This is a genomic window from Streptomyces sp. NPDC015345 (assembly GCF_043078805.1).
GTDB lineage: Bacteria > Actinomycetota > Actinomycetes > Streptomycetales > Streptomycetaceae > Streptomyces.
The window spans coordinates 44,024-69,075 of sequence record NZ_JBIBTX010000008.1; the positions used below are offsets into that span (position 1 = coordinate 44,024).

At 71.6% G+C, this 25,052-nt stretch carries 28 protein-coding genes; 14 read left to right on the forward strand and 14 right to left on the reverse strand.

Annotation, left to right across the window (positions count from 1 at the left end; translation table 11 throughout):
- Positions 1 to 112: 112 nt before the first annotated feature.
- From ACF062_RS29715 to mshD, 4 genes are all read right to left on the reverse strand, one after another.
- On the reverse strand, positions 113 to 1,132 hold the full coding sequence (locus tag ACF062_RS29715; RefSeq protein WP_392142737.1) for a hypothetical protein: 1,020 nt from the start codon (positions 1,130 to 1,132) through the stop codon (positions 113 to 115).
- A complete protein-coding gene (locus ACF062_RS29720) occupies positions 1,129 to 2,028 on the reverse strand; it encodes an ABC transporter ATP-binding protein (RefSeq protein WP_392142738.1) in 900 nt (299 codons plus the stop codon). The genes ACF062_RS29715 and ACF062_RS29720 overlap by 4 nt, the downstream gene beginning before the upstream one ends.
- Entirely contained in the window at positions 2,025 to 2,441 is a 417-nt protein-coding gene (locus ACF062_RS29725) for a GntR family transcriptional regulator (RefSeq protein ID WP_359778913.1), read from the reverse strand. Before ACF062_RS29725 ends, ACF062_RS29720 begins: the two co-directional genes overlap by 4 nt.
- A 110-nt stretch (positions 2,442 to 2,551) precedes the next feature.
- Positions 2,552 to 3,487, reverse strand: coding sequence for a mycothiol synthase (gene mshD, locus ACF062_RS29730; protein ID WP_392142739.1), 936 nt, complete (start codon positions 3,485 to 3,487; stop codon positions 2,552 to 2,554).
- Between the two features lie 193 nt (positions 3,488 to 3,680).
- Between mshD and ACF062_RS29735 the strand changes: the two genes are divergently transcribed.
- Both ACF062_RS29735 and ACF062_RS29740 read left to right on the forward strand, forming a co-directional pair.
- Positions 3,681 to 5,513, forward strand: a complete 1,833-nt coding sequence (locus tag ACF062_RS29735) for a bifunctional metallophosphatase/5'-nucleotidase (protein WP_392142740.1) — start codon at positions 3,681 to 3,683, stop codon at positions 5,511 to 5,513.
- Positions 5,514 to 5,580: 67 nt separating this feature from the next.
- Entirely contained in the window at positions 5,581 to 6,819 is a 1,239-nt protein-coding gene (locus ACF062_RS29740; protein ID WP_392142741.1) for a DUF2993 domain-containing protein, read from the forward strand.
- Positions 6,820 to 6,831: 12 nt separating this feature from the next.
- Here the strand turns inward: ACF062_RS29740 and ACF062_RS29745 are convergent, their stop codons facing one another.
- The 7 genes from ACF062_RS29745 to ACF062_RS29775 form a co-directional block, all read right to left on the reverse strand.
- Positions 6,832 to 7,326 (reverse strand): cupin domain-containing protein, encoded by a 495-nt coding sequence (locus ACF062_RS29745; protein WP_392142742.1) that lies wholly within the window; start codon positions 7,324 to 7,326, stop codon positions 6,832 to 6,834.
- 61 nt (positions 7,327 to 7,387) lie between these two features.
- Positions 7,388 to 9,067, reverse strand: coding sequence for a ribosomal protection-like ABC-F family protein (abc-f, locus tag ACF062_RS29750; protein WP_392142743.1), 1,680 nt, complete (start codon positions 9,065 to 9,067; stop codon positions 7,388 to 7,390).
- Positions 9,068 to 9,243: 176 nt separating this feature from the next.
- Entirely contained in the window at positions 9,244 to 10,674 is a 1,431-nt protein-coding gene (locus ACF062_RS29755; protein WP_392142744.1) for an ATP-binding protein, read from the reverse strand.
- Positions 10,671 to 11,408 carry a response regulator transcription factor gene (locus tag ACF062_RS29760; RefSeq protein ID WP_392142745.1) on the reverse strand — a complete coding sequence of 246 codons (738 nt, stop codon included), beginning with the start codon at positions 11,406 to 11,408 and terminating at the stop codon, positions 10,671 to 10,673. The genes ACF062_RS29755 and ACF062_RS29760 overlap by 4 nt, the downstream gene beginning before the upstream one ends.
- A gap of 87 nt (positions 11,409 to 11,495) precedes the next feature.
- Positions 11,496 to 12,512: a S1C family serine protease gene (locus tag ACF062_RS29765; protein WP_392142746.1), complete on the reverse strand. Its 1,017-nt coding sequence runs from the start codon at positions 12,510 to 12,512 to the stop codon at positions 11,496 to 11,498.
- 98 nt (positions 12,513 to 12,610) lie between these two features.
- On the reverse strand, positions 12,611 to 13,633 hold the full coding sequence (locus ACF062_RS29770) for a LacI family DNA-binding transcriptional regulator (protein ID WP_320590568.1): 1,023 nt from the start codon (positions 13,631 to 13,633) through the stop codon (positions 12,611 to 12,613).
- A 23-nt stretch (positions 13,634 to 13,656) separates the two neighbouring features.
- Entirely contained in the window at positions 13,657 to 14,427 is a 771-nt protein-coding gene (locus ACF062_RS29775) for a response regulator transcription factor (protein ID WP_392142747.1), read from the reverse strand.
- A 214-nt stretch (positions 14,428 to 14,641) separates the two neighbouring features.
- Between ACF062_RS29775 and ACF062_RS29780 the strand changes: the two genes are divergently transcribed.
- The 7 genes from ACF062_RS29780 to ACF062_RS29810 all read left to right on the forward strand — a co-directional run bounded on the left by ACF062_RS29780 (position 14,642) and on the right by ACF062_RS29810 (position 19,446).
- Positions 14,642 to 15,496 carry an alpha/beta hydrolase gene (locus ACF062_RS29780; RefSeq protein ID WP_392142748.1) on the forward strand — a complete coding sequence of 285 codons (855 nt, stop codon included), beginning with the start codon at positions 14,642 to 14,644 and terminating at the stop codon, positions 15,494 to 15,496.
- Positions 15,497 to 15,508: 12 nt separating this feature from the next.
- Entirely contained in the window at positions 15,509 to 15,763 is a 255-nt protein-coding gene (locus tag ACF062_RS29785) for a MoaD/ThiS family protein (protein ID WP_223775445.1), read from the forward strand.
- Between the two features lie 5 nt (positions 15,764 to 15,768).
- Entirely contained in the window at positions 15,769 to 16,956 is a 1,188-nt protein-coding gene (locus ACF062_RS29790) for a hypothetical protein (protein WP_392142749.1), read from the forward strand.
- A 125-nt stretch (positions 16,957 to 17,081) separates the two neighbouring features.
- Positions 17,082 to 17,834 carry a DUF2993 domain-containing protein gene (locus ACF062_RS29795; protein ID WP_392142750.1) on the forward strand — a complete coding sequence of 251 codons (753 nt, stop codon included), beginning with the start codon at positions 17,082 to 17,084 and terminating at the stop codon, positions 17,832 to 17,834.
- A 196-nt stretch (positions 17,835 to 18,030) separates the two neighbouring features.
- Positions 18,031 to 18,111: a putative leader peptide gene (locus tag ACF062_RS29800; protein ID WP_356580218.1), complete on the forward strand. Its 81-nt coding sequence runs from the start codon at positions 18,031 to 18,033 to the stop codon at positions 18,109 to 18,111.
- A 156-nt stretch (positions 18,112 to 18,267) separates the two neighbouring features.
- Positions 18,268 to 19,113 (forward strand): sulfurtransferase, encoded by an 846-nt coding sequence (locus ACF062_RS29805; protein WP_392142751.1) that lies wholly within the window; start codon positions 18,268 to 18,270, stop codon positions 19,111 to 19,113.
- 45 nt (positions 19,114 to 19,158) lie between these two features.
- Positions 19,159 to 19,446, forward strand: coding sequence for a DUF1416 domain-containing protein (locus tag ACF062_RS29810; protein ID WP_320590572.1), 288 nt, complete (start codon positions 19,159 to 19,161; stop codon positions 19,444 to 19,446).
- Between the two features lie 78 nt (positions 19,447 to 19,524).
- Here ACF062_RS29810 and ACF062_RS29815 read toward each other — a convergent pair whose 3' ends face one another.
- Together ACF062_RS29815 and ACF062_RS29820 are read right to left on the reverse strand one after the other, a co-directional pair.
- Complete coding sequence (locus ACF062_RS29815) at positions 19,525 to 19,782, reverse strand: DUF3099 domain-containing protein (RefSeq protein ID WP_392142752.1); 258 nt, start codon at positions 19,780 to 19,782, stop codon at positions 19,525 to 19,527.
- Positions 19,783 to 19,807: 25 nt separating this feature from the next.
- Positions 19,808 to 20,170 (reverse strand): DsrE family protein, encoded by a 363-nt coding sequence (locus ACF062_RS29820; protein ID WP_223775439.1) that lies wholly within the window; start codon positions 20,168 to 20,170, stop codon positions 19,808 to 19,810.
- 259 nt (positions 20,171 to 20,429) lie between these two features.
- Here ACF062_RS29820 and ACF062_RS29825 point away from each other — a divergent pair, with 259 nt between their 5' ends.
- Genes ACF062_RS29825 through ACF062_RS29835 form a run of 3 tightly spaced genes read left to right on the forward strand, consistent with a single transcriptional unit; the run spans position 20,430 to position 22,481 of the window.
- On the forward strand, positions 20,430 to 21,002 hold the full coding sequence (locus ACF062_RS29825) for an FABP family protein (protein WP_230901566.1): 573 nt from the start codon (positions 20,430 to 20,432) through the stop codon (positions 21,000 to 21,002).
- A 16-nt stretch (positions 21,003 to 21,018) separates the two neighbouring features.
- Entirely contained in the window at positions 21,019 to 21,459 is a 441-nt protein-coding gene (locus ACF062_RS29830) for a Fur family transcriptional regulator (protein ID WP_392142753.1), read from the forward strand.
- Positions 21,460 to 21,515: 56 nt separating this feature from the next.
- On the forward strand, positions 21,516 to 22,481 hold the full coding sequence (locus tag ACF062_RS29835) for a folate-binding protein YgfZ (RefSeq protein ID WP_223775436.1): 966 nt from the start codon (positions 21,516 to 21,518) through the stop codon (positions 22,479 to 22,481).
- A gap of 15 nt (positions 22,482 to 22,496) precedes the next feature.
- Here ACF062_RS29835 and dtd read toward each other — a convergent pair whose 3' ends face one another.
- A complete protein-coding gene (dtd, locus tag ACF062_RS29840; protein ID WP_392142754.1) occupies positions 22,497 to 22,934 on the reverse strand; it encodes a D-aminoacyl-tRNA deacylase in 438 nt (145 codons plus the stop codon).
- 179 nt (positions 22,935 to 23,113) lie between these two features.
- On the opposite strand from dtd, the gene ACF062_RS29845 reads away from it, so the two are divergent.
- Both ACF062_RS29845 and ACF062_RS29850 read left to right on the forward strand, forming a co-directional pair.
- A complete protein-coding gene (locus ACF062_RS29845) occupies positions 23,114 to 23,716 on the forward strand; it encodes an ABC transporter substrate-binding protein (protein ID WP_392142755.1) in 603 nt (200 codons plus the stop codon).
- Positions 23,717 to 23,774: 58 nt separating this feature from the next.
- Positions 23,775 to 25,046 (forward strand): GNAT family N-acetyltransferase, encoded by a 1,272-nt coding sequence (locus tag ACF062_RS29850; RefSeq protein ID WP_392142756.1) that lies wholly within the window; start codon positions 23,775 to 23,777, stop codon positions 25,044 to 25,046.
- Positions 25,047 to 25,052 lie beyond the last annotated feature (6 nt).

Here is a 25,052-nt window from a genome sequence, read left to right on the forward strand (position 1 = left end):
AGCGAGCTTCGCAAGCTTGTCTGAAGCAGTGGTTACGGCGACATGACGTGCGGGACATCGACCGGAGACCCCCGGGCGTCTTCTCGGTGGGGGCCTCCGGCGATCGTACGGTTCAGGCCGTCCGGCGGCGCAGGAGGCGGAAGGCGGCGTACGTGGCGGCGGCGGCCAGGGCGAGCAGGATGCCGGTCTCCATGAGCTGGAGCGGCCAGAAGTGCGACGAGGGATGGAAGTCGTTGTACCAGCCGACGACTTGGTGCTCGGCGAAGCACGGGTCGGAGTCCCGCACCGGGTCCCAGCACAGAGACTCCGGCAGTCGACTCCCATCGGAGGTGAGCATGCCCCGTTCCACCGGGTATCCGGAACTGGGCGTGGCAGGGGGATAGGTGCGTGACCAGGTGACCGACTCGGTGGCCCACAGGTGGGGCCGGGCTAGGGGCAGTACGGCGACCGCGGTCACCATGACGGCCAAGGCGCCCGACATCGCGGGCAGCGTGCGGCGCAGCAGGATTCCGGCGAGCGCTCCCACGGCGAGGCCGAACAGGGCGTACCCGAGGGCGACCGGGCCGACTGAGCCGTATATCGCGCGCTCGTACCAGGGCGCCCTGTCGTACTCGAGTTCCGGGCCGCTGGTCCATGCCCAGCGCTGCACAGCGGTGAGGAGGCCGATGCCGGTGATCACGACCGCGGTGCACACGGCGAGCCGGGCGGCGAGCCATCTGGCCGGGGAGAACGACTGTGTCCAGGCCAGCTTGTATGTGCCCGTCTCCAGGTCTCGCGCGATGAGCGGGCCCGCGACGAACGCGCCGATCAGGCAGGGCAGAGCCAGGATTGCCATCCCCATGTAACCGAGGTTCCTGCCGAACTGCATCTCGGCGTCGAGGTAGCCGCGGACCGGGCCGCCGCACCCGGTTGTGGTGTGCCGGATCGAGCAGTCGGACGCCGCGAAAACATCGGCCGCGTGCGCGACCCACAGGCGGTCGGCGGTCAGTGCCGCCGCGCCGAGCGCAAAGAGCCCGAGCGCGATCCACAGGGCGGTCCGGTGCTGGAGCAGGACCGCGCGGTACGGGCCCGGCAGGGCGAAGGCGGCGCGGCGGCCCTCCGGCTTGGTGGGCACCGTCGTCAGCGTGGTCACGCCGTCACCCCCGCCCGGGACGTGGCGGCCGTGCCCGGGGTCAGCAGGGGTGGTGCGTCCGGGGACCGGAGATGGGCGAGCAACAGTTCCTCCAGGGAAGGTTCTTCGACGTCCCAGCCGCCGCCGAGCGGGCCCTCGGGGCGGATCAGGGCGGTCACGCCGCGCCCGGTGGCGCGGGACTCGATGACGGTGTGCGGGGCGAGGTCGGCGGCCGGACGCGCGCCCGTCACCAGGGCGTGCGCGGCAACGAGGTCGTCGATGCCGCCGCCGAGCCGGACCCGCCCGTCGGAGACGAGGAGCAAGTGATCGCACGCCTCGGCCAGTTCGCCGACGATGTGCGAGGACATGACGACGGTGGTGCCGTGCTCGGCGGCCTCCGCCATGAGCGTGCCCATCAGCTGGTGGCGGGCCAGGGGATCGAGGTCGGCCATCGGCTCGTCCAGGAGCAGCAGTTCGGCGCGCTTGCCGAGTGCGAGGGCGAGGGCGACGCGGGTGCGCTGGCCGCCGGAGAGCGTGCGGACGCGGGTGCCCGGATCGAGGGCACCCGGGGCCAGGACACGCTCGGCGACGGCCATGTCCCAGCGGCCCGGGTTGAGTTCGGCGCCGAGCCGCAGCGTGTCGGCGATGGTCAGCCGAGGGTGGAGCGGCTTGTCCTGGGCGACGTACGCCACGCGGGCGCGGGCCTCGGCGGGGCTGGTGCCGAGCACGGTCAGCGTGCCGCCGCCGGGCCGGTCGAGGCCGGCCATCAGGGAGAGCAGCGTGGACTTGCCGGCGCCGTTGGGCCCGACGACCGCGCAGACGCGTCCGGCCGGGAGGCGGAACGAGCAGTCGCGCAGGGCCTGTCGGCGGCCGAAGCGTTTGGTCAGGGCATGCGCCTCGATGGCGGTGTCGGTCATGCGGGGTCCCCCTGTGTCGATGTGGTGTGCGTCTCCACCGGTGCGAACTGCTCTTCGAGTACGGCGCCGAAGAGCGCCGCCACGTCGTCCTTCTCCAGCCCCGCCGCCCGCGCCCGCGCGGTCCACTCGGCGAGTTCCCCCCGCAGCGGTGAGTCGGCCGGCGCGCTGCCCAGCGACTTGCGCACGAAGGTGCCGAGGCCGCGGCGCGCCTCGACGAGCCCCTCGCGCTCCAGCTCGCGGTAGGCCTTGAGCACCGTGTTCGGGTTGATGGCGGTGGCCTCGACGACCTCGCGGGCCGTGGGCAGCTTGTCGCCGGGCTCCAACAGGCCTAGGCGCAGGGCCTGCCGGGTCTGCTGGACGATCTGGAGGTAGGTGGCGACGCCGCTGCGCCGGTCGATGCGGTATTCGACCACTGCCTTGCACCACCCTTTCACTAATTGAGTAGTGAAAGGGTGGTGCAAAAGAGGGGCGGCGTCAAGCGACGCCGCCCCCAACAGGCCCTGAAGTCAGGGAAAGCCGCTGGTCACGTCTCCGTGCGGTACATCAGGTCCGTCTCGTACGTCACGAAACCGAGCCGCTCGTAGACGCTCACGGCCGCCTTGTTGTCCGCGTCCACGTACAGCATCGCGGTCGGCAGGCCGGCTGCCGCGAGGTGGCGCAGGCCCGTCGTGGTCAGGGCCTTGCCAAGGCCGCCGCCCTGGGCGCCGGGGCGCACGCCCACGACGTACACCTCACCGAGGCGCTCCTCGGCGTGCACCTTCGTCCAGTGGAAGCCGACCAGCTCGCCGTCGCTCTCGCGCTCGGCGAGGAAGAACCCCGCCGGGTCGAACCACGGCTCGGCCTTGCGGTCGTCCAGGTCGCGCTGGGTCAGGGCGCCCTGCTCGGGGTGGTGCGCGAAGGCCTCGGCGTTCACCGCGAGCCAGGCCGCGTCGTCCTGGCCGGGCACGAAGGTACGGATGGTGACGCCGGGCGGCAGCACCGGCTCGGGGAGGTTCAGATCCGCCAAGGGGCGCCGCATCTGCCGCAGTTCGCGGAAGAGGGCCAGGCCGAGCACCTGCGCCAGGTGCCGGGCGGCGGAGTGCCCGCCGTGCGCCCACACGCGAAGGCGCCGCCCGGACTCGCCGAGCAGCGCGGTGCCGAGCGCCCGGCCGTGGCCGCGCCCCCGGTGCGAGGGGTGCACGACCAGCTCGGCGGCGGGGGCCTCCACGGGGTCGGTGTCCTCCAGCTGCGCGTACCCGATGAGCCGGTGGTCGACGCTGAGCAGCAGATGCCGTACGCCCTCCCGCTCGCCGCCGCGGAGCTGGAGCCGCCCCTGCTCGGAGACCGCCTGCTGTCCGTCGGCGCGGGCGGCCTCGGCGAGCAGCCCGAGCACGGCGTCGGCCTGTGCCGATGTCAGTGCGGTGAGGGTGTCGATCTTCCGGAGGGTGGCGGGAGCCTCGGCGGGCCGGTCGTCAGTCATGGGTCGAGGGTACGGCGGCGGGGCGCGCGGACGGCCGGGTACAGGTCGTGACATGGGGGATGTGCCCGTATCGCTCCCGATGGCAACCGCCTCGTAACCCGTAACCCCCTGTTGCGCTACGCGCGTTGACTCTAGGCTGCGCACGGCGGTACCGCCTCCCAGTCGTCGTCTCACATCACCCTCAGGGGGACACGTGTCAACCACACCCCAGCCACGCAGACCCGGACGCCGTGCCACGCGCGTGCTCGCCGCGGCAGCCTCGCTCGCCACCCTCGGCGCGCTGGCCGCGGCCCTTCCCGCCAGTGCGGGGCAGGACGGAGCGGGCGGGGGCAAGGACGGCGGGAAGCGCACGGTCGACGTGCAGCTGCTGTCGTTCAACGACTTCCACGGGAACCTCCAGCCGCCCGCCGGCTCCTCCGGCCAGGTGACGGAGAAGCAGCATGACGGGACCGAGAAGAAGATCGACGCCGGTGGTGTCGAGTACCTCGCCACGTCGCTGCGCACCGCCCGCAAGGCGCACCCCTACAGCGTCACGGCCGCCGCCGGTGACCTGATCGGCGCCAGCCCGCTGCTCTCCGGCCTCTTCCACGACGAGCCCACGATCCAGGCGATGAACAAGCTGGACCTGGACGTCACGAGCGTCGGCAACCACGAGTTCGACGAGGGCGCCAAGGAATTGGCCCGCATCCAGAACGGCGGCTGCCACCCCAAGGACGGCTGTTTCGAGAAGGACGAGAAGGGCAGGCCCAAGAAGTTCGAGGGCGCCGACTACCCCTACCTCGCCGCGAACGTCACGGACGAGAAGACCGGTAAGCCCATCCTCAAGCCCTACTGGGTGTGGAAGCACAAGGGCGTGAAGGTCGGCTTCATCGGCGTCACGCTCGAAGGCACCCCGGACATCGTCTCGGCCGAGGGCATCAAGGGCCTGAAGTTCCACGACGAGATCGAGACCGTCAACAAGTACGCGAAGATCCTCGACAAGCAGGGCGTGAAGTCCATCGTCACGCTCATCCACGAGGGCGGCGCCCCCGCGAGCCAGACGTACAACTACGACTGCGACTCGCCGGGCGCGGGCGACGGCATCTCCGGGCCCATCACCGACATCGCCAAGGGCATCACGCCCAAGGTCGACGCGCTCGTCACCGGGCACACGCACGCCGCGTACGTCTGCACGATCCCCGACCCGTCGGGCAAGCCCCGCATGGTGACCTCGGCGTCCTCCTACGGCAAGCTCTACACGGACACCACGCTCACGTACGACCGCAGGACCAAGGACATCGTCCGTACGAGCGTGAAGTCGGCGAACCACGTCGTCAGCCGTGAGCAGGCCAAGGCGCCGGACATGACCTCGCTGATCAACCGCTGGGACAAGCTGGCCGCGCCGATCGCCGGCCGGCCCGTCGGCTACATCTCGGCGGACATCCCCGGCCGCGGCGCCGGCGTGCCGGAGTCCCCGCTCGGCGACCTCATCGCGGACGCGCAGCTCGCCCACGCCAAGTCCCTCGACCCCGAGGCCGATCTGGCGCTGATGAACCCCGGCGGCATCCGCTCCGACCTCGTCCACAAGGCGAGCGGCAGTGAGGGGGACGGCGTCGTCACGTACGGCGAGGCGTTCACCGTGCAGCCCTTCAGCAACACCGTCAACCTCGTCGACCTGACCGGCGCCCAGCTGGTCACCGCGCTCAAGCAGCAGGTCAGCGGGGCGAACGAGCAGTCCCCGAAGATCCTTCAGGTGTCGGACGGACTGACGTACACGCTGGACATGAGGAAGACGGGCGCGGACCGGGTCGTCACCGACTCGATCAAGCTGAACGGCAAGGCGCTCGACCCGGCGGCCACCTACCGCGTCGCGCTGAACTCGTTCCTCGCGGGCGGCGGCGACGGCCTGCCGGAGCTGGGCAAGGGCGCGAAGCCGCTGGTCGGCGCCGACGACCTGAAGGCGTTCAACGACTATCTGAGCGCCAACTCCTCGGCGGGCAAGCCGATCGCGCCGCCGAAGGCCGACCGGATCACGATCGTGAAGTAGCGCTCACTTCGGCGCCTACTGAAGGTAAGGCTTGGGGTGGGGTGTGAACGTATGGTGAGATCATCTGATGCGTTCCCCCCACCGCATAACCACGCCACCACCTCCGGACAAGCCCTACCGCAATCCGTACGACGAGCTGGCCGACCTCGCGCCGAACCCGCTGGAGGAGTTCCTCCACGAGGAGAAGCCCGAGCGGGATGACGCCGAAGCTCCCTGGACGCCGCCCGACCACCGCCGCGGCAGCCGCCGCCGAAGCCGGGGCCGTGGCCGCGGCCGCGCCCGCTTCATGGGCCTGCCGCTCGCCGCGAAGGCCGTGGTCGCCCTCCTCGTCGCCACCGCCTTCCTCGCCCTCGGCGACCGCTGGGCGCTGCTCTACGCCGAGCACGAGGCCGCGGAGAAGCTCAAGGAGCAGATGAACCTGAGCGCGGCGCCCGAGGTCGACATCGAAGGGTTCCCGTTCCTCACCCAGGTTCTCGACCAGCGCGTGGACAAGGTGAAGGTGACCGTCCCCGACGTCGCGGCCGACCGCGTCTCGCTGGCCAAGGTCTCCGCGACCGCCACGGACGTCACGATCCTCGGCGATGGCCCCACGTCCATCAAGGGTGCCCGCATCGGCGCGATGAACGGCGAAGTACTCCTCTCCTTCGAGGATCTCAACCGTGAACTGGGCGCCTCCCAGGTCACGTTCACCGGCCGGGGCCGTGACGAGGTCCTCGCGCGCGGCACGCTGCCCGTCGCGGGACACGACCTGAAGGTGCGTGCCGACGCCCGCATCCAGCGCAACGGCGAGCGCGGCATCTCCACCGACATCGGCGGCATGAGCCTGCAACTGGGCGATCTGGCGACGTACCGTCCCGGCACGCGCGAGAAGGAGGGCCTGCACCTGTCGCGCAGCTCGGCCGACCGCGTGGCCAAGGAGACGGCGAAGGCGAAGGCGCTGCTGTCGGTGCCCGCGATCGTGAAGCGGCTCGGCGTCCCCGAGTCCGTGGTGCGCGAGGCACTCAAGAGCGACGCCAAGCTGAACGAACTCACCGGCTCCCCGCGGTTCGTGAACGACGTGATGGGCCTGAACCTCATCGACGTGGCGATGGGCCACCCCGAGCTGCTCAAGAGGCTCGGCCTGGACCCCGCCCTCCTCAAGGGCCTGGCCCAGCTCACCCGCCCCGCCCTGGCCGACCGCCTCACCCTCGCCTTCCAGCTGCCGAAGCTGCCGGGGCCCGGGACGGTGGCGCTCCAGGACGTGACGGTGGAGAAGGAGGGCATCCGAGTACGGCTGACGGGGGCGGGGCTGGGCTTCGGCGGCTGAGCCGCTTCGGGCCTAGGCCGCCGCTTCGAGGGCGGCGCGCCACGCCGGGCTGTCCACGTAGTGGTTGTCGTACTGCTCGGAGGAGTCCTTGATCTCCTGCGGGCTCGCCTCGCCGCGCATCACGCGGCCGAGGAGGCGCAGGTAGTCGAAGCGCGGCATGCCCGGCGTGAAGACGAACAGGACGTCGGCCTCGGAGCCGGGGGCCGCGGCGAAGGCGTGCGGGGTGTGCGGCGGCACGAGCAGGAAGTCGCCCTGCTCCAGCACCTTCACCTCGTCGTCGACGAGCACCTGGAGGGCGCCGCCGATGACGAAGAACAGCTCCGAGGCCTTGGTGTGGAAGTGGGCGGGGGCGCCGACGGCTCCCTGGGCGAAGGTCGAGCGGTAGCTGGTGACGGAGCTGCCGTCGGTGCCGGAGTCGGCGAGCAGGGTCATGACGCTGCTCGGGTCGCTGGTGGTCTCGGCGGTGGCGGCGCGCGTCAGAACCGGCTTGAGGATGTTGGCGTTCATGGTCGTTCTCCCTGCTCCGGGCGGTGGTCCCGGGTTCCCCCGTGGCCTTGTGAGTACGACTCTAGGCGCCCGATTGCCCCGGTGTATGGTGCAGTTCGGGTCCAGAAACATGGGGCAATTCCGATACCCGGCCGCCGCTCAGAGCGAGCCGCCCGCCCTGGAAGCGTGAGCGCAGCCGCCGGTCGTGGCTGACGATCACCAGGGTGCCCCGGAAGTGCGCGAGCGCCGCCTCCAGGTCCTCCACCAGGCCGGGGGACAGGTGGTTCGTCGGCTCGTCGAGGAGGAGCAGGTCCAAGGGGCGGGAGACCAGTTGGGCCAGTTCGACGCGGCGCCGCTGGCCCACGGAGAGCTCCCGCACCGGCCGGGTGACGTCCTCCTCCCGGAAGAGCCCGAGGCCCAGCAGCTCGTCCCGCCGCTCCTCGCCGAAGAGTGACAGCGCCGAACGGCCGTCGTGCCACAGCGAGTTGCCCTGCCGCAGGAACCCGACGCGCGCCGGGCGCCTGATGTGACCGCTGTCGGGCGCCACCTCCCCGGCGAGGAGCCCCAGCAGCGTGGACTTGCCCGCGCCGTTGGGCCCGGTGACGAGCACCCGCTCACCGGCGCCGATCCGCAGTGCCCCTTCGATGCTCAGGCGGCCCGCCACTCGTACGTCGGTCAGCTCGGCCGCGCCGGCCGCCTCCCCCTGGATCCCTGCCGTGAGACGCAGCGGCCTCGGGGGAGGCGGGACGGGATGGTCGGTGAGGCGCTGCAACCGTTCGCGGGCGTTGCGGATGCGGCCCATGGCGCCGTGCGCCCGCGACCTCGCGCGGAACGCGCCCGCGCCGCTGAAGGCGCTCGGCGCCTTGCGGGGGATCGCCGCGAGCAGCCCGATGTTCGACTCGGCGAGCGCGGAGTGGCGGGCGACCTCGGCGCGCCACGTCTCGTACTCCCGCTCGTGGCGGGCGCGTTCGGCCGCCTTGGCGGTCAGGTATCCGGCGTAGCCGTTGCCGTAGCGCCGCACGGTGCGCTCGTCGCCGTCCACCTCCAGGATCGTCGTGGTGACCCGGTCCAGGAAGGCCCGGTCGTGTGTGACGGCGACGACCGTGCCGCGGTGGGCGCGAAGCCGCTCCTCCAGCCAGCGCACGGCCTCGTCGTCCAGGTCGTTCGTCGGCTCGTCGAGGAGCAGCAGCTCGGGAGCGGACGCGAGGGTCGCGGCGAGCGCCAGGCGGGAGCGCTGTCCTCCGGAGAGCGTGCCGAGCCGCCGCGCGCGGTCCAGCGGTGCCCGCTCGCCGAGGTGGCGCAGCGTGACCTCGACGCGCCGGTCGGCGTCGTGCCCGCCGCGCGTGTCGAAGGCGGCGACGAGGTCGGCGTAGTGGTCGTACGCGGCGCTGTCGGCACCGTCCAACTCGTTCTCGGCGTCCCGGATCTGCCGCTCCAGGGAACGCAGTTCGGCGAGGGCGAGGTCGATCGCCTCACCCACGGTCGCTGCGTCCGGCAGGTCGAGCGTCTGGGCGAGGTGCCCGGTGCCACCGGGCGCGCTGACCGTGACCGTGCCGTTGTCCGGCGCCTCCCGCCCGGCGATCAGCCGCAGCAGGGTGGACTTGCCCGAGCCGTTGTCGCCGATGACACCGGCTCGCTCACCGGGGCGGACGGTGAGGGAGACGCGGTCGAGGACCACGTGGTCGTCGTAGCGCTTGGTGACATGGGTGAGGGTGAGCTGGGAGGGCTGGGTGAGGGCGGGGACGGGGGCTGCTGGGAACAATGAGGTCCTCTGGGTCGGGGTACGGAAGCGCCACGAGCGAGACGGTCCGTCTCGTTGGCTGATGCGACCGTAGCGCACCGCTCCCCGCATGGCAAGACGTGGCGTCTCGCGAGAGGATGTCTAGTCGACGTACAGCGACGGGGGCGGTACGAACTGCGTCGCGTTCATCGGCTCGCTCAAGGCAGTTCGCTGGGCGGCGGCGTCGCCGCGCCCGGCAGCCGGACCGAGGCGACCGTGCCGCCGCCGTCCGCCGCGGACAGCGTCACCTCGCCGCCCGACTGGCGTACCGTGCGGGCCACGATCGACAGGCCGAGGCCCGAACCGGGCAGGCTGCGGGCCGACGGCGAGCGCCAGAAGCGGTCGAAGACGTGGGGGAGCTCCTCGGCGGGGATGCCCGGGCCGTGGTCGCGCACCGTCAGCTCGCCCTCCCGCAGGGCGACCTCGATGGCCGAGCCCGGGGGGCCGAACTTCACCGCGTTGTCCAGGAGGTTGACCACGGCGCGCTCCAGGGCGGCCGGTTCCGCGCGGACGTACCAGGGGTTGAGATCCGCCGTGAAGGTCAGCTCGGGGCCGCGCAGCCGGGCCCGGTCCAGGGCCGCTTCCACGATGTCGTGCAGGGCGATGACCTGGACCTTGGCGCCGCCGTGGCCCGCGTCGGGCCGGGACAGCTCCTGGAGGTCCCCGATCAGCGCGGCCAGTTCGGTCATCTGCGCCTTGACGGAGGCGAGCAGCGCCCTGCGGTCGTCGGGCGGGATGGCCCGGCCGGTGTCCTCGCTGCGGGCGAGCAGTTCGATGTTCGTACGCAAGGAAGTCAGCGGGGTGCGCAACTCGTGGCCCGCGTCGGCGATCAGCTGCTGCTGGAGGTCGCGGGAGGAGGCCAGCGAGGCGGTCATGGAGTTGAAGGACTCCGAGAGGCGAGCGATCTCGTCGTCGCCCTCGACGGGGATACGAAGGTCCAGGTCCTCGGTGCGGGCCACGTGCTCCACGGCCTCGGTGAGGCGGTCCACCGGGCGCAGCCCGGTGCGGGCCACCCAGAGGCCGGCCGCGCCCGCGCCGAGGATGCCGACGCCGCCCACCACCGAGAGCAGCAGGGTGAGGTTGTCGAGCGTGTCGTGGACCTCGCTGAGGGGGCGGGCCAGGGAGACGGCGTACGGGCTGCCGTCCAGCGGGAAGGTGAGGACGCGGTACTCGGTGCCGTCGGACGCGGTCGCGTCGTGGAAGGTGGGCGGCGACTCGCGGAGGGCGACTTCGGTGTCCGCCTTCTTCAGGTCGAGGCTCTGCTTGCCGAGGACGACACAGCTGCCGCCGGTCTGGTCGACCACCTGCACGGTCTGGTCGAGCAGGTTCGGTGACGCGTTGTTCTGGTCGACGATCGTGCGGCGGCAGCGGCCGGCCCCGTCGATCATGCCGTTCACATAGGCGTCCCAGTTGTCGGTCACGCGGCTCTGGTTCAGCGAGTCGTCCAGGGAGTCGACCAGCGCGTCCCGCACCATGAACCAGCAGACCGCCGCCGCCATGGCCACCGCGACCGCCACCGCCGTGGCGACCAGCAGCGCGAGCCGGGAGCGCAGCGGCAGCCTCCGGAACCGCCGTACGGGGCCGCTCACTCGCCGCCCCGCAGCACATACCCCACGCCCCGCACCGTGTGCACCAGGCGCGGCTCGCCGGCCGCCTCCGTCTTGCGGCGCAGGTACATCACGTACACATCCAGGGAGTTGGAGGACGGCTCGAAGTCGAAGCCCCAGACGGCCTTGAGGATCTGTTCGCGGGTCAGGACCTGGCGGGGGTGCGCGAGGAACATCTCCAGGAGGGTGAACTCCGTGCGGGTCAGCTCGACGGTCCGCCCGCCCCGCGTGACCTCGCGCGTCGCGAGATCCATCCGCAGGTCGGCGAAGGCGAGGGTGTCGCCCTCCTCGGCCTGCCCCGCCCCGGCGGCGTACGAACTGCGCCTGAGCAGGGCCCGGATGCGGGCGAAGAGCTCGTCGAGCTCGAAGGGCTTGACCAGGTAGTCGTCGGCGCCCGCGTCGAGTCCCGTGACGCGGTCGCCGACCGTGTCCCGCGCGGTCAGCATCAGGATCGGTGTGGTGGAGCCGGTGGCGCGGAGCCTGCGGGCGGCGGTGAGGCCGTCCATGCGGGGCATCTGGATGTCGAGCACGACCAGGTCGGGGCGGTACGTCGCGGCCTTCTCCAGGGCGTCGGCGCCGTCGACGGCGACCTCGGTGCCGTACCCCTCGAAGGCGAGACTGCGGCGTAGCGCCTCCCGCACGGCGGGCTCGTCGTCCACGATCAGGACGCGCTGCTGCTCGCGGTCACCGGTGCGGTCGCCATCGGCGGGATTCATGGGCTTCGGACTTCCTCGGGAAAGGGGTGGAACGGGCCGGTATCAGCCTCGCACGCGAGGCGCGTTCCGAACCGCCGTCAGGGCCTGTCAGGTCTTGGACCCCGACCGCAGCTCGCCCAGGTCGTCCTTGACGGTGTTGACGGGGATGGCGAAGCCGAGGCCGACGCTGCCCGAGGCCGAGTCGCCGCCGCCCTGGGCCGACGAACTGGGCGAGTACATCGCGGAGTTGATGCCGACGACGGCGCCGTTCATGTCGATGAGGGCGCCACCGGAGTTGCCGGGGTTGAGCGAGGCGTCGGTCTGGAGCGCCTTGTACGTGGTCTTCGACGACCCGGTGTCGCCGTTGAACTCCTGCCCGCCGAACTCGAACGGCCAGCCGCCCTGCGGACTCTGCGGCTGTTCCTGGCCCTCGCCGGTGGAGACGGTGACGTCCCGGTCGAGGGCGGAGACGATGCCGCTGGTGACGGTGCCGGTCAGGCCCTCGGGAGAGCCGATGGCGACGACCTCGTCGCCGACCTTGACGTCGTCGGAGTCGCCGAGCGTCGCGGGCCTGAGCCCGGAGGCGTCCTTCAGCTGGATGAGCGCGAGGTCCTTCTTGCTGTCGGTGCCGACGACCTCGGCGTCGTACGTCTTGCCGTCGTTCGTCCGCACCTTGATCGAGGTGGCCCCGGAGATCACGTGGTTGTTGGTGATGACCTCACCGTCGCTCCTGGTGATCACACCGGAGCCCGTCGACTTGCCCTGGCCGGTGGTGGCGCTGATCTCCACGATGCTGGGACCGACCGCCTCCGCGACCCCGGAGACGGTGCCCTTCTTGCTGGTCGGCACGGCATCCGTGCTGGTCGCGGAGGTGGTACTGCCCGGGTCGGTCAGCGTCTGCACGGCGTACGAGGTGCCGCCGCCCACGGCCGCCGCCGCGATGGCGACGGCCGCGAGCAGGGCCACGGGACCCTTGGCCCTGCGCCGGCGCGGGGCGGGCCCGTGGGGTGCCTCCGGCGCGTAGGCGGGCGGGGGCGGAAAGGCGCCCCGCGTACCGCCGTGGTGCACAGGCGCTGACGACTGCTGCTGGGGGTACTCGCCGCTGTGGCGGAAGGTCTCGGTCATGTCTTCGACCTTGACGGGCGTACATGAGAGCTGCCTGAGTACGTCCTGAGAAGCCCGGCAGAAGTGCGTATGCCCCTTATAAAGGCGGGCCGGAGCGGCTACCGGCAGCCGCAGGACTGACGTACGACCAGCCGCGAGGGGAACAGCTTCAGGCGCTCCCGGCGGGAACCGGCGACGCGCAGGCCGTCGTCCAGGACGAGGTCCACGGCGGCGCGGGCCATCGCGGGCCGGTCGGAGGCCACGGTCGTCAGCGGCGGGTCGGTGAGGCCCGCCTCCTTGACGTCGTCGAAGCCGGCGACGGCCAGCTCCCCCGGCACGTCGATCCGCAGCTCGCGCGCGGCCCGCAGCACACCGATGGCCTGGTCGTCCGTCGAGCAGAAGATGGCGGTGGGCCGGTCGGGCCCGGCGAGCAGCTCCAGGCCCACCTGATACGCGTCGTAGCGGTTGTACGGGGCTTCGAAGAGGCGTCCCTCCACCGACCGCCCGGCCTCCCGCATCGCGCGCCGCCAGCCCTCGACGTGGTCGGAGACGGGGTCGCCGACGGTCGGGGTCCCGGCCATGCCGCCGAGGCAGGCGACGTACTCGTGACCGTGTTCGAGGAGATGCCGGGTGGCGAGCTGCGCGCCGCCGACGTCGTCCGTGACGACCGCGACGTCGTCGATGGCCTCGGGCCGCTCGTGGAGCAGCACCACGCGCGCGTCCCACGCGTCTATCTCGGCGGCGGCCTGATCGGTCAGGCCGTGGCTGACGAGGATGAGGCCGGAGACCCGCATGCCGAGGAAGGCGCGCAGATAGTGGGTCTCGCGCTCCTCGACATAGTCGGAGTTGCCGACGAGGACCATCTTTCCGCGCTCGGACGCCGCCTGTTCGACGGCGTGCGTCATCTCCGCGAAGAACGGCTGGCGCGCGTCCGGCACGATCATGCCTATGAGGTCCGTGCGCCGGGACGCCATGGCCTGCGCGACCCGGTCCGGGCGGTAACCCAGCTCCTTGATCGCGGCGAGTACGCGTTCGCGTGTGGCCGGGGCGACCGGCCGCGGTCCGTTGTTGATGACGTAACTGACGACCGCGGTCGAAGTACCCGCCAGTCGCGCCACGTCATCCCGAGTCACCTTGGCCACGCGCGGAGTCTACGCGGATGGAACTACCGCTGGGCAGGCCGTACGGCAGCTTCCTCCGAAGTCGCCTCCGAAGCCGCCTTCGCCTTCTCCTTCGCCTTCTCCTCCTCGGCCGCCCGCTCGACCTTCTCCGGGACCACGAAGCGGTAACCGACATTCCGGACGGTGCCGATGAGCGACTCGTGCTCGACGCCGAGCTTCGCCCGCAGCCGCCGCACGTGGACGTCGACCGTGCGGGTGCCGCCGAAGTAGTCGTAGCCCCAGACCTCCTGGAGCAGCTGGGCGCGCGTGAAGACCCGGCCCGGGTGCTGCGCCAGGTACTTGAGGAGCTCGAACTCCTTGAAGGTCAGGTCGAGGACGCGGCCCTTCAGCTTCGCGCTGTACGTCGCCTCGTCCACGGAGAGGTCGCCGTTGCGGATCTCCATGGGGGAGTCGTCGGAGGTGATCTGCTGGCGGCCCATCGCGAGCCGCAGCCGCGCCTCGACCTCGGCGGGCCCGGCCGTGTCGAGGAGTACGTCGTCGATGCCCCACTCCGCGGTGACGGCCGCGAGGCCGCCCTCGGTGACCACGAGGACCAGCGGGCAGCCGGGCCCGGTGGAGCGCAGCAGCTGGCAGAGGCTGCGCACCTGGGGGAGGTCGCGGCGCCCGTCGATGAGGATGACGTCGGCACCGGGGGTGTCGACGAGAGCGGGCCCCTCCGCCGGGGCGACGCGCACGTTGTGAAGGAGCAGGCCGAGGGCGGGGAGCACCTCCGTCGACGGCTGGAGGGCATTGGTCAGGAGCAGCAGAGAGCTCATCGCGCCCCACCTGCCCGGGTAGTCCTGCGTTCGTCGTGCACGTTTCGCTCGCCCATAACGTCGGTTCCTCCTCGGTCCCTGCGAGGACGTTTACGGCACTGCTTTGGTACGGGTGCTGCTGCGATTCCGGGGGCCCGCGCCCTGGGCCGCCTGAAAGCACAAAAGGACCCGGGGGCTGCGTTGCCCGGATCCTCTGCCCAGCACAATAGCTCACATGAGTTCCGGTCCGGCAGGTGAAAAGGCGCGATCTTCTGTGCGGCCGCTCACTCGCGCTCAGCCTCATGTTCGACGGCGCGCCACGCTCCGTACACGGGACGGGGTCGCCATCGACGCGGCGTACGACCCCGGTCCGGGGCGCCCGGCGGGTGACGGCGGCGTCGCGATCGTGCTCGCGCACGGCTTCACCGGCGACCTCGCGCGGCCCCACGTGCGCCGCATCGCGGGCGTCTTCGCGCAGCGTGCGGCCGTGATCACGTTCTCCTTCCGGGGGCACGGTGCGTCCGGCGGGCACTCCACGGTCGGTGACCGCGAGGTGCTCGACCTGGCGGCGGCGGTGGAGTGGGCGCGGTCGCTCGGTCACGCGCACGTCGTGACGGTGGGGTTCTCGATGGGGGGTTCCGTCGTGCTCCGTCACGGTGCGTCGCACCGGGGGCGCACGGAAGCGCGGGCTGACGCGGTGGTCGCGGTCAGCGCCCCGGCACGCTGGTACTACCGGGGCACGGCGCCGATGCGGCGGCTGCACTGGGTCGTGACGCGGCCCACAGGGCGCGTGGTCGGCCGCTTCGGGCTGCGCACCCGAATCCACCCGCACGAGTGGGACCCCGTCCCCCTCTCGCCGGTCGAATCCGTCCCCCTGTTCGGCGCGACACCGCTGCTCGTCGTGCACGGCACCCGCGATCCGTACTTCCCCGTCGACCACCCCCGGATGCTGGCCGCCGCCGCGCCGGAAGGGGCCGAACTGTGGCTGGAGGAAGGCATGGGGCACGCGGAGCACGCGGCCTCGGACGAGCTCGCGGGGCGGATCGCGGCGTGGGCCACGGCATCATGGACCTCGGCAACCGCCGACTGAAAGGGGAGTCGCATGGTGAACGGCACCATTCGCTACTGGGCCGCTGCCAAGGCGGCCGCGGGCGTCGCCGAGGAGCCGTACGCGGCGGCGACGCTCGCCGAAGCGCTGGACGCCGCCCGTGAGCGGCACCCCGGAGAGCTCGTCCGGGTCCTCAAGCGATGCTCCTTCCTGGTCGACGGCGACCCCGTCGGGACCCGCGGGCATGAGACCGTACGGCTGGCCGAGGGCGGCACGGTCGAGGTGCTCCCGCCGTTCGCAGGAGGATGAGCGCCATGTCCAATCAGCCGTACGAGGGCTACGAGGGCCATCAGGGCCATGAGGGGTACGACCCCTACGCCGGGCAGCCGTATCCGGAGCAGCAGCAGTACGCCCAGCAGCCGTATCCGGAGCAGCAGTACTCGCAGCAGCAGTACCCGCAGCAGCAGCAGTACCCGCAGCAACAGCAGTACCCGCAGGCCTACCCCCAGGATCAGTACGCCCAGGGCCAGTACTCCCAGGACCAGTACACCCAGCAGTGGGAGGGCCAGACCTGGGAGGCGCAGGCGCAGTCGCCCGCCCCGGCGGTGGACATGACGGAGACGGCGTACCTGCCGCAGCAGAGCGAGGCGTACGCCCCGGCACACCAGGCGGCACCCGCGCCCGCACCGGCAGCGGCAGCCGCAGGACCCGCGTACGGTTCCGCCACCACCACCGGCAACCCCCGCGTCACCGACGCCCAGCGCGCCCGCGCCGAGGGGCGTTCGCCGATCATCGAGCCGGGGATGCAGCCCGCCGCCCTCACCGCGGTCCTCGGGCTGCTGCTCGCGGCCGGCGCCGCCACCGGGCCGTACGCCCTGCTCGTGCCGCTGGTGATCCTCCAGGCCGTGACCGCCGCCGGCTGGTTCCGGCTCAACGGCATGTGGCCCGCCCGGCAGGGCATCGCGCTCGCCTTCCTCGGCGGTGTCGTCGCCGACGCCGTGCTGCTCGCCGTGGGCAAGGAGCACGCGCCCGCCGCCATCCTCGGCACCCTCGGCGTGTGGGTGCTGCTGGTGCTCGTCCTCCAGCTGCGCAGCCGGGCCGGGGCGGACGAGCGGATGTACGGGCTGATGGCCACCGTGGTCTCCGCCGCGCTCGCGATCATCGCCGCCGGGCACCTCGCGGCCGCCTCCGACGCCGTCACCGTGGGCTGCGTCGCGGTCGCCGTCGCGGTCGTCGCCCGCGCGCTGCCGCTGCCCACGCCCGTCTCCGTCGTCGTCGCGCTGCTCGCGGCCGCCGGCGCCGGGGTCGTGCTGGGCGGCATGACGGACCTGGGCGGCAAGGGCGCGCTGCTCGCCCTCGGCGCCGGGGTCTGCGCGCTGATCGGGCACCGCGCCGCGAGCTACGACTACCCGTCGCGCTTCGTGCACATGACGGCGGGCGTCGCGCTCCCGCTGGCCGCCGCCGCGCCGGCCGTCTACGTCCTCGGCCGTGCCATCGGCTGACGTCCGTACGCGATCGTCACAGCTGATCGACAGGTCCCCGGCCGGGCCCGAAGGCCGGGGACCTGTCCTTTAGGCTCGCGGCAAGGACAGTCGATGCGGGGGATCAAGGTGGGGGAAGACCGGACATGAGCAAGCGCGCCGTACGAATACTTCTGGTCGTCGTCGTGATCCTCGGGGGTCTGTTCGTGGCGGCCGACCGGCTCGCCGTGAACTTCGCCGAGAACGAGGCGGCGGAGAAGCTGCGCACCAGCGAGGGGCTGAGCGAGGCCCCCGAGGTCTCCATCCAGGGTTTCCCCTTCCTGACCCAGGTCGCGGGCGGTGAGCTCGACGACGTGGAGATCGGCATCAAGGACTACGACGCCCGGTCCGGGTCCGACTCGATCCGCATCGCCGATCTGACCGCTCACATGAAGGGCGTGAAGTTCTCCGGCGACTACAGCTCGGCGACGGCCGCGACCGCCACGGGCACCGCGCACGTCTCGTACGACGAGCTGCTGAAGGCCGGCAAGTCCGAGCCCGTGTCGCTGCCGCTCGGCGCCACCGGCAAGGTCGTCGGCCTCTCCGACGGGGGCAACGGCAAGATCAAGGTCGAGGTCGAGGTCAGCAAGGGCGGCGCGAAGCTGCCCAAGCCCGTCCACGTGCTCAGCTCCCTGCGGGTCGAGGGCGACACCATCAAGGTCCACGCCGACGAGATCCCGAAGAAGCTGGAGATCCTCGGTGTCGCCGTCCCGCTGCCCGAGGGCATGGTCCGCGACGTCACCGACTTCGAGCAGAAGATCGACGACCTGCCGGCCGGGATCCGGCTGGAGAAGGTCGAGGCGGCGCCGGACGGTGTGGACATGACCGTGACCGGCTCCGACGTGAGCCTGACCGGCTGAACCCCGCCCCCCGCGGGGCTCCGTCCGCAGTGCGAGACGGACCCGTCCGGCGGGCGGATGTGACGGGCACGACACGGAGCCCGGGGCCCCGTCGGGGCGGCCCCGGGCTTCAACCATTCCCACATCGTGGACGATCGTGTCTCAGTATGCGGAGCACCGGTGACACAGCCGCCTCCGCATCCCTACGATCGGCCCTATGAACCGACAGGCGGACCTCACGAAGCGGCGGGCAGTAGACCTGTGCCGCGTCGCCGCCATGCTCTGTCGCACCTTCTAGCGGGAGTCGCACCTCCCGTATTCCCCCGGCCCGTTGACGACATCGGTCAGGGCCACCCCCCGTGCCACGTACGCCGCGCCTCCCCGCGCGTCTCAGCCGTACCCGCACGTCCCCTCGCAACGCCGCACCGCCGTAACTGCCCCGGAGGAGAGAAGCATGAGCCGCAGCGACGTCCTGGTAGACGCCGACTGGGTCGAGGCCCACATCGACGACCCGAAGGTCGTCCTCGTCGAGGTCGATGAGGACACCTCCGCGTACGACAAGAACCACATCAAGAACGCGATCCGCATCGACTGGACCAAGGACCTCCAGGACCCGGTCCGCCGTGACTTCATCGACCAGGAGGGCTTCGAGAAGCTCCTGTCGGCGAAGGGCATCGCGAACGACTCCACCGTCGTCCTCTACGGCGGCAACAACAACTGGTTCGCGTCGTACGCCTTCTGGTACTTCAAGCTCTACGGCCACCAGGACGTGCGGCTGCTCGACGGCGGCCGCAAGAAGTGGGAGCTGGACTCCCGCGACCTGGTCGACGGCTCCGAGGTCCCCAGCCGCCCCGCCACCGAGTACAAGGCCAAGCCGCAGGACACCTCGATCCGCGCCTTCCGCGACGACGTCGTGGCCGCGATCGGCGCGCAGAACCTGGTCGACGTGCGCTCGCCCGACGAGTTCAGCGGCAAGCTGCTCGCCCCGGCCCACCTCCCGCAGGAGCAGTCGCAGCGCCCCGGCCACGTGCCGAGCGCCCGCAACATCCCGTGGTCGAAGAACGCCAACGACGACGGCACGTTCAAGTCCGACGAGGAGCTCAAGGCCCTCTACGAGGCCGAGCAGGTGGACCTGTCGAAGGACACCATCGCCTACTGCCGCATCGGTGAGCGCTCCGCCCTGACCTGGTTCGTCCTGCACGAGCTGCTCGGCCAGACCAACGTCAAGAACTACGACGGCTCCTGGACCGAGTACGGCTCGCTCGTCGGCGTGCCGATCGAGCTCGGCGCCGACAAGTAAGCCTCCCGACCCTCCCCTCATCCTCAGGAACCTCAGGAGTACGACATGTGTGGAGCAAAGGCCGGCGGCCCCGACGCTTCGACGATCAAGCCCGGTGAGACCACGATCCAGGGCCAGGTGACCCGCGACGGCGAGCCCGTCACCGGTTACGTGCGCCTGCTCGACTCGACCGGCGAGTTCACCGCCGAGGTCCCCACCTCGGCCACCGGACAGTTCCGCTTCTACGCCGCCGAGGGCACGTGGACCGTCCGGGCGCTGGTCCCCGGCGGCACGGCCGACCGCAAGGTCGTCGCCCAGCCGGGTGGCCTCGCGGAGGTCGCGATCGCGGTCTGATCCGCACCGCACCGTGAACGGCCGAAGGGCCGCGCCCCAGGGGGTTGGACGCCACTGGAACGGGGTGCGGCCCTTCGGCTACCGGCGGCGTCCGCCGTCCAGCTCGTCCCACCACTCGTCCGACTTCGGGTCACCGGAGGGATCGTCCCACCATCGGTCATCCGGGCCGCGCCGGTTGGCGACGACGGCCGCCAAGGGCGGGATCACCATCGCCACGACGCACATGCCGACGGCGACCGGCACCGACCACAGCCGCACGACGCCCCACGCCAGGACGAACAGCGTGAGGCACGTCCCCATCATCACGAAGTACACATGGCGCCTGCGCGCGTACATACGCCCAGCGTACGACCGGGCGGCCTCAGTACACGAGCGCCTGCACGCCCTCCGTCGTCGCCTCCTGGACGAAGACCTGCGCGCCCGCGATCCGCACGCCGGGGATGACGTCCTGCTCCGAGATGTCGCGGCGCGCCGCGCACTGCGTGCAGAGCGTGATCCGGCCGGCCGACATGACCGAGTCGATCAGATCCGGCAGCGGCGCCGCATGCGGGAGATCGAATTCCGCCGCCCGGCCCGGCAGCGCGAACCACGACGACTCGCCGGTCAGCCAGAGCGACACCTCCACCCCGCTGGCCACGGCCACGGCCGCCACCGTGAAGGCCTGGGAGCAGCGCTCGGGGGCGTCGGCCCCGGCGGTCACCTTGATCACGAGCTTCTTCGCCATGGCGGCATCGTAAGGCCCCACACGTAAGGGCCCTCACAGAGAGAGACGGGCGCCGCCCGACTACAGTGGGACCGGCTCTGATACCTGCCCCAACAGCTCACCGAGGAGCACCCCGTGCTTGAGGCCTTCTTCTCCGCCCTGCTGGTCCTTGTCTGCGTCGGCGTTCTCGCCTTCGCCGGGCTCACCGTGAAGAAGCTGTACCAGGGCCAGCGCTGATACCCGCCACCCTCCCCACCACCACAGATCGCCTGAGCTTCCCATGATCGAGATTCCGTCCGACCTGAACCCCTCCCTCGTCCCCCTCGCCTTCCTCCTCGGCAACTGGGCGGGCGCGGGCGTCACCGACTTCCCCGGCGCCGAGAAGGCGAACTTCGGCCAGGAGGTCTCCTTCACCCACGACGGGCGGGACTTCATCGAGTACCGCTCGTACACCTGGGTGCTCGACGCCGAGGGCAACAAGGTGAAGCCGCTGGAGTCGGAGTCCGGCTTCTGGCGCGTCGACGAGCACCGCAAGGTCGAGGTCGTGATGGTCCGCGACGACGGTGTCGTCGAGGTCTGGTACGGCGAGCTGGCCGACAAGAAGCCGCAGATCGACCTGGTCACGGACGCCGTCGCGCGCACCGCCGCCTCCGCCCCCTACACCGGCGGCAAGCGGCTCTACGGCTATGTGAAGGGCGACCTGATGTGGGTCGGCGAGAAGCAGACCCCCGAGGTGCCGCTGCGCCCCTACATGTCGGCGCAGCTCAAGAAGGTCGTCACGCCCGAGGAGGTCGCCGACATGGCGCGCAACCTCGGCGACCTGCCCGACGACGGCATCGCTTTCTTCAAGTAGACCTAGACTCTCTGGTGTGGCGAGCACCGACTCCAGGAGCACCGGCTCCGACTGGAAGAGCGATCTGCGGCAGCGCGGCTACCGGCTGACACCGCAGCGACAGCTCGTTCTCGAAGCCGTCGACACCCTTGAGCACGCGACCCCCGACGACATCCTCTGCGAAGTGCGCAAGACGGCGTCGGGGGTCAACATCTCCACGGTGTACCGGACCCTGGAGCTGCTGGAGGAGCTGGGCCTGGTCAGCCACGCCCACCTCGGGCACGGCGCGCCGACGTACCACCTGGCCGACCGCCACCACCACATGCACCTGGTCTGCCGGGACTGCACGGACGTCATCGAGGCCGACACCGAGGTCGCCGCGGAGTTCACCGCCAAGCTGCGCGAGACCTTCGGCTTTGACACCGACCTGAAGCACTTCGCGATCTTCGGGCAGTGCGGGAAGTGCCGCCAGGAGTAGCGGCAAGCGCGGGCAGAAATAAAAGCCGCGGCCCGCTGGTCGTACCCTTTGTGAACATGAAGAGCCCCCTCTTGTCCCTGCCCGGCGCCGTCCCCGCCGAGGGCGTGGACGAAGGCGTCGCCGCCCACTACGGCGACCTGTTCCGCGAGCAGCGCGCCCTCGCCGACGGCACCGGATTCGTCGACCTCTCCCACCGCGGTGTGGTCACCGTCACCGGCTCCGACCGCCTGAGCTGGCTGCACCTGCTGCTCACCCAGCACGTCAGCGAGCTGCCCGCAGGACAGGCCACCGAAGCGCTGATCCTCTCCGCCAACGGCCACATCGAACACGCCCTCTATCTCGTGGACGACGGTGAGACCATCTGGGCGCACGTCGAGCCCGGCACGCAGGACGCGCTCATCGCGTACCTGGAGAGCATGAAGTTCTTCTACCGCGTGGAAGTCGCCGACCGCACCGACGAGTTCGCCGTCGTCCACCTGCCCGCCGGTTCCATCGCCCCGGTCCCCGAGGGAGTCGTCGTACGCGAGACGGCGCACGGCCGCGACCTGTTCCTGCCGCGCGCGGACCTGGAGGCCTACGCGGAGCAGAACGGCCCGGCGGCCGGTCTCCTCGCGTACGAGGCGCTGCGGGTGGAGACACACCGGCCGCGCCTCGGCTTCGAGACCGACCACCGCACGATCCCTCACGAGCTGGGCTGGATCGGCACCGCCGTGCACCTCCAGAAGGGCTGCTATCGCGGGCAGGAGACCGTCGCCCGCGTCCAGAACCTGGGGAAGCCGCCGCGCCGCCTGGTCTTCCTCCATCTGGACGGCAGCGACGTCCACCTGCCGGTGGCCGGGACGCCGGTCCATCTCGCGAGCGAGGGCGCCGAGGGCCGCAAGCTCGGGTTCGTCACCACCTCCGCCCGCCACCACGAGCTGGGGCCGATCGCCCTCGCGCTGGTGAAGCGGAACGTGCCGGTGGACGCGGAGCTGGTGGCGGGGGACACCGCCGCGGCCCAGGAGGTCGTGGTCGAGCCGTAGGTCCCAGACGCGGGCTCACATCTCCAGGAGCACCGTGAACGGCCCGTCGTTCGTCAACCCCACCCGCATCCGCGCCCCGAAGCGGCCGGTCGCCACGGTCGCGCCCAGGGCGCGCAGCCGGGCCACGACCTCGTCGACCAGGGGCTCGGCCACATCGCCGGGGGCCGCCGCGTTCCAGGTGGGGCGGCGGCCCTTGCGGGCGTCGCCGTAGAGGGTGAACTGGCTGACGACGAGCAGCGGCGCGTCGATGTCGCTGCACGACTTCTCGTCGGCCAGCATGCGCAACGTCCAGAGTTTGCGGGCCAGTTGGGCCGCCTTCTCCTTGGTGTCGTCATGCGTGACGCCCACCAGGACGCACAGGCCCTCGCCGTCGATCTCGCCCACCGTCTCGGGGCCGCCATCGCCCTCGACGACCACACTCGCGCCGTCCACCCTCTGCACCACTGCTCGCATGCGGCCATCATGCCGTGTCCCCGTGACGGCCGGACGGGCCCGGCGGTTCCATCGGATGCCCAGGATCCCCCCATCTGGGGCTGATTCCGGGCACTCATTCACATAGCGGCCACTCGGGGTGGCACGATGCTCACACGCGGTGCACCGCGTCGGCCGGTCGAGGGGACGGGTAGAGCAACATGATCACACCAAGTACGGGGCAGTCGCCCGGCCGCATCTCGCTGCGGCGCACACCGGTTCCGCGTCCGCCGACGCAGCGCACGGCGAGTCCGCTGCTGCCCGAGGTGCCGGTGCGCGACCTCGCGGCGCGGCGGCTGCCGGAGCTTCGGGAGCTGCGCAGGGCGGCGCAGCAGGACGAGGCCGACCTCAGCTATGTGCGTCGGCTTCTCCAGGGGCGCATCGACATCCTGCGGGCCGAGATCGCGCGCCGGGGGAACACGCTGGAGCCGAAGCCGGAGGCGGCCGTCGTCGACCGGCTCTCGGAGATCCTGGCGGACGCCCCGGCCAGGCAGCGCTCGTCGGCACGGCACGTCACGCTCGGCACGCCGCACAGCGAGGAGTACCGCCTGCTGGCCACGGAGATGCTCGCCGAGGTCGCGCTCTCCGACCTGGCGGCCCGCACGGACGATGAGCTGAACGCGGCCATGGGCCGCCTCGTGCGGTACGAACAGCAGGTCTCGCGGCGGCGCCAGTCGCTCCAGCGCACGGCGGACCATTGCAGCGCGGAGATCACCCGGCGCTACCGCGAGGGCGAGGCGCAGGTGGACGATCTGCTGGTGTGACCCGGGCTCACGCAGAAAACCGGTGGGCAGAACGTGCCGGGCTGCCTAGCGTGGGCGCATGCGTGATCTTGAAGGCGATGTCGAGGTAAGAGCGGTCACCGACGCGGAGCTACCCGTCTGGGTACGGGCCGCCCACGCCGGTTTCCTGCACCCGCTGGCGGGCGTCTCCGACGACACCGTGGCGCACGCCCGCGCCCGGGGCGACATCGGCCGCGTGCAGGGGGCCTTCGACCGCGGCCGCTGCGTGGGGACGTACCGGTCCTACACCCAGGAGCTGACCGCGGTGGGCGGTGCCGCCGTGGCCGCCAACGCCGTCTCGGTGGTGACCGTCGCGCCCACGTACCGGCGCCGCGGCATCCTCACCCGCATGATGGCCGCCGATCTCGCGGCGGCGAAGGAGCGCGGTGACGTGGTCGCCACGCTCATCGCCACCGAGTACGGGATCTACGGCCGGTTCGGCTTCGGGCCCGCGACCTCGGTCACCGAGTGGACGGTCGACGTGCCGCGCTCGGGGCTCGACCCGCGCTGGTCGGGGCCGTCGGACGCCGGGGCCCGCATCGATCTCGTCGACGGCGACGACGTACGCGAGTTCGGGCCCGAGCTGCACGAGCGGTTCAGGGCCGCGCGGCACGGCGCCGTCAACCGCGACCAGTGGTGGTGGCTGCGGAACACCGGGCAGCAGGCCACGCCCGAGCACCCCTGGCAGGAGCCGTTCTACGCCCTCTACCGCGACCCGTCGGGGCGCGTCGACGGCCTGGTCGCGTACCGGGCCACGGACGACGAGCGGAGCGACACCCAACAGCCGGCCAACACCTTGACGGTGCTGTCGCTGATCGCCGTCACGCCCGCCGCCGAGCGGGCCCTGTGGCACTTCGTCTGCTCGGTCGACCGGGTCGTCACGGTGAAGTCCGGCTGGCGGGCCCCCGACGACCTGCTCCCGCAGCTGCTGCCCGACCCGCGCGCCGCCAGGGTGAGCGGGCACGTGGACTGGCTCTGGGTGCGGATCCTGGACGTCGTACGGGCCCTGGAGGCGCGTACGTACGCGGGGTCAGGCGCGCTCGTCCTTGAGGTCGCCGACGCGGCGGGGCTCGCGGGCGGGCGCTATCGGCTGGAGGTGGCGCAGGGCGGTGGCGCGGTGTGCGCGCCGACCCGTCAGGAGCCCGATCTCACCCTGGACGTCGGAGAGTTGGCGCGGCTGTGGCTGGGGGACGAGTCCGTGGCGCGGCTCGTGGCGCTCGGGCTCGTGGCCGAGGAGCGGGCCGGGGCGGCCGCGGCGGCCGACGCCCTGTTCCGTACCGCCCGGCGGCCGTGGTGCCAGGACGTCTTCTGAGGCGGG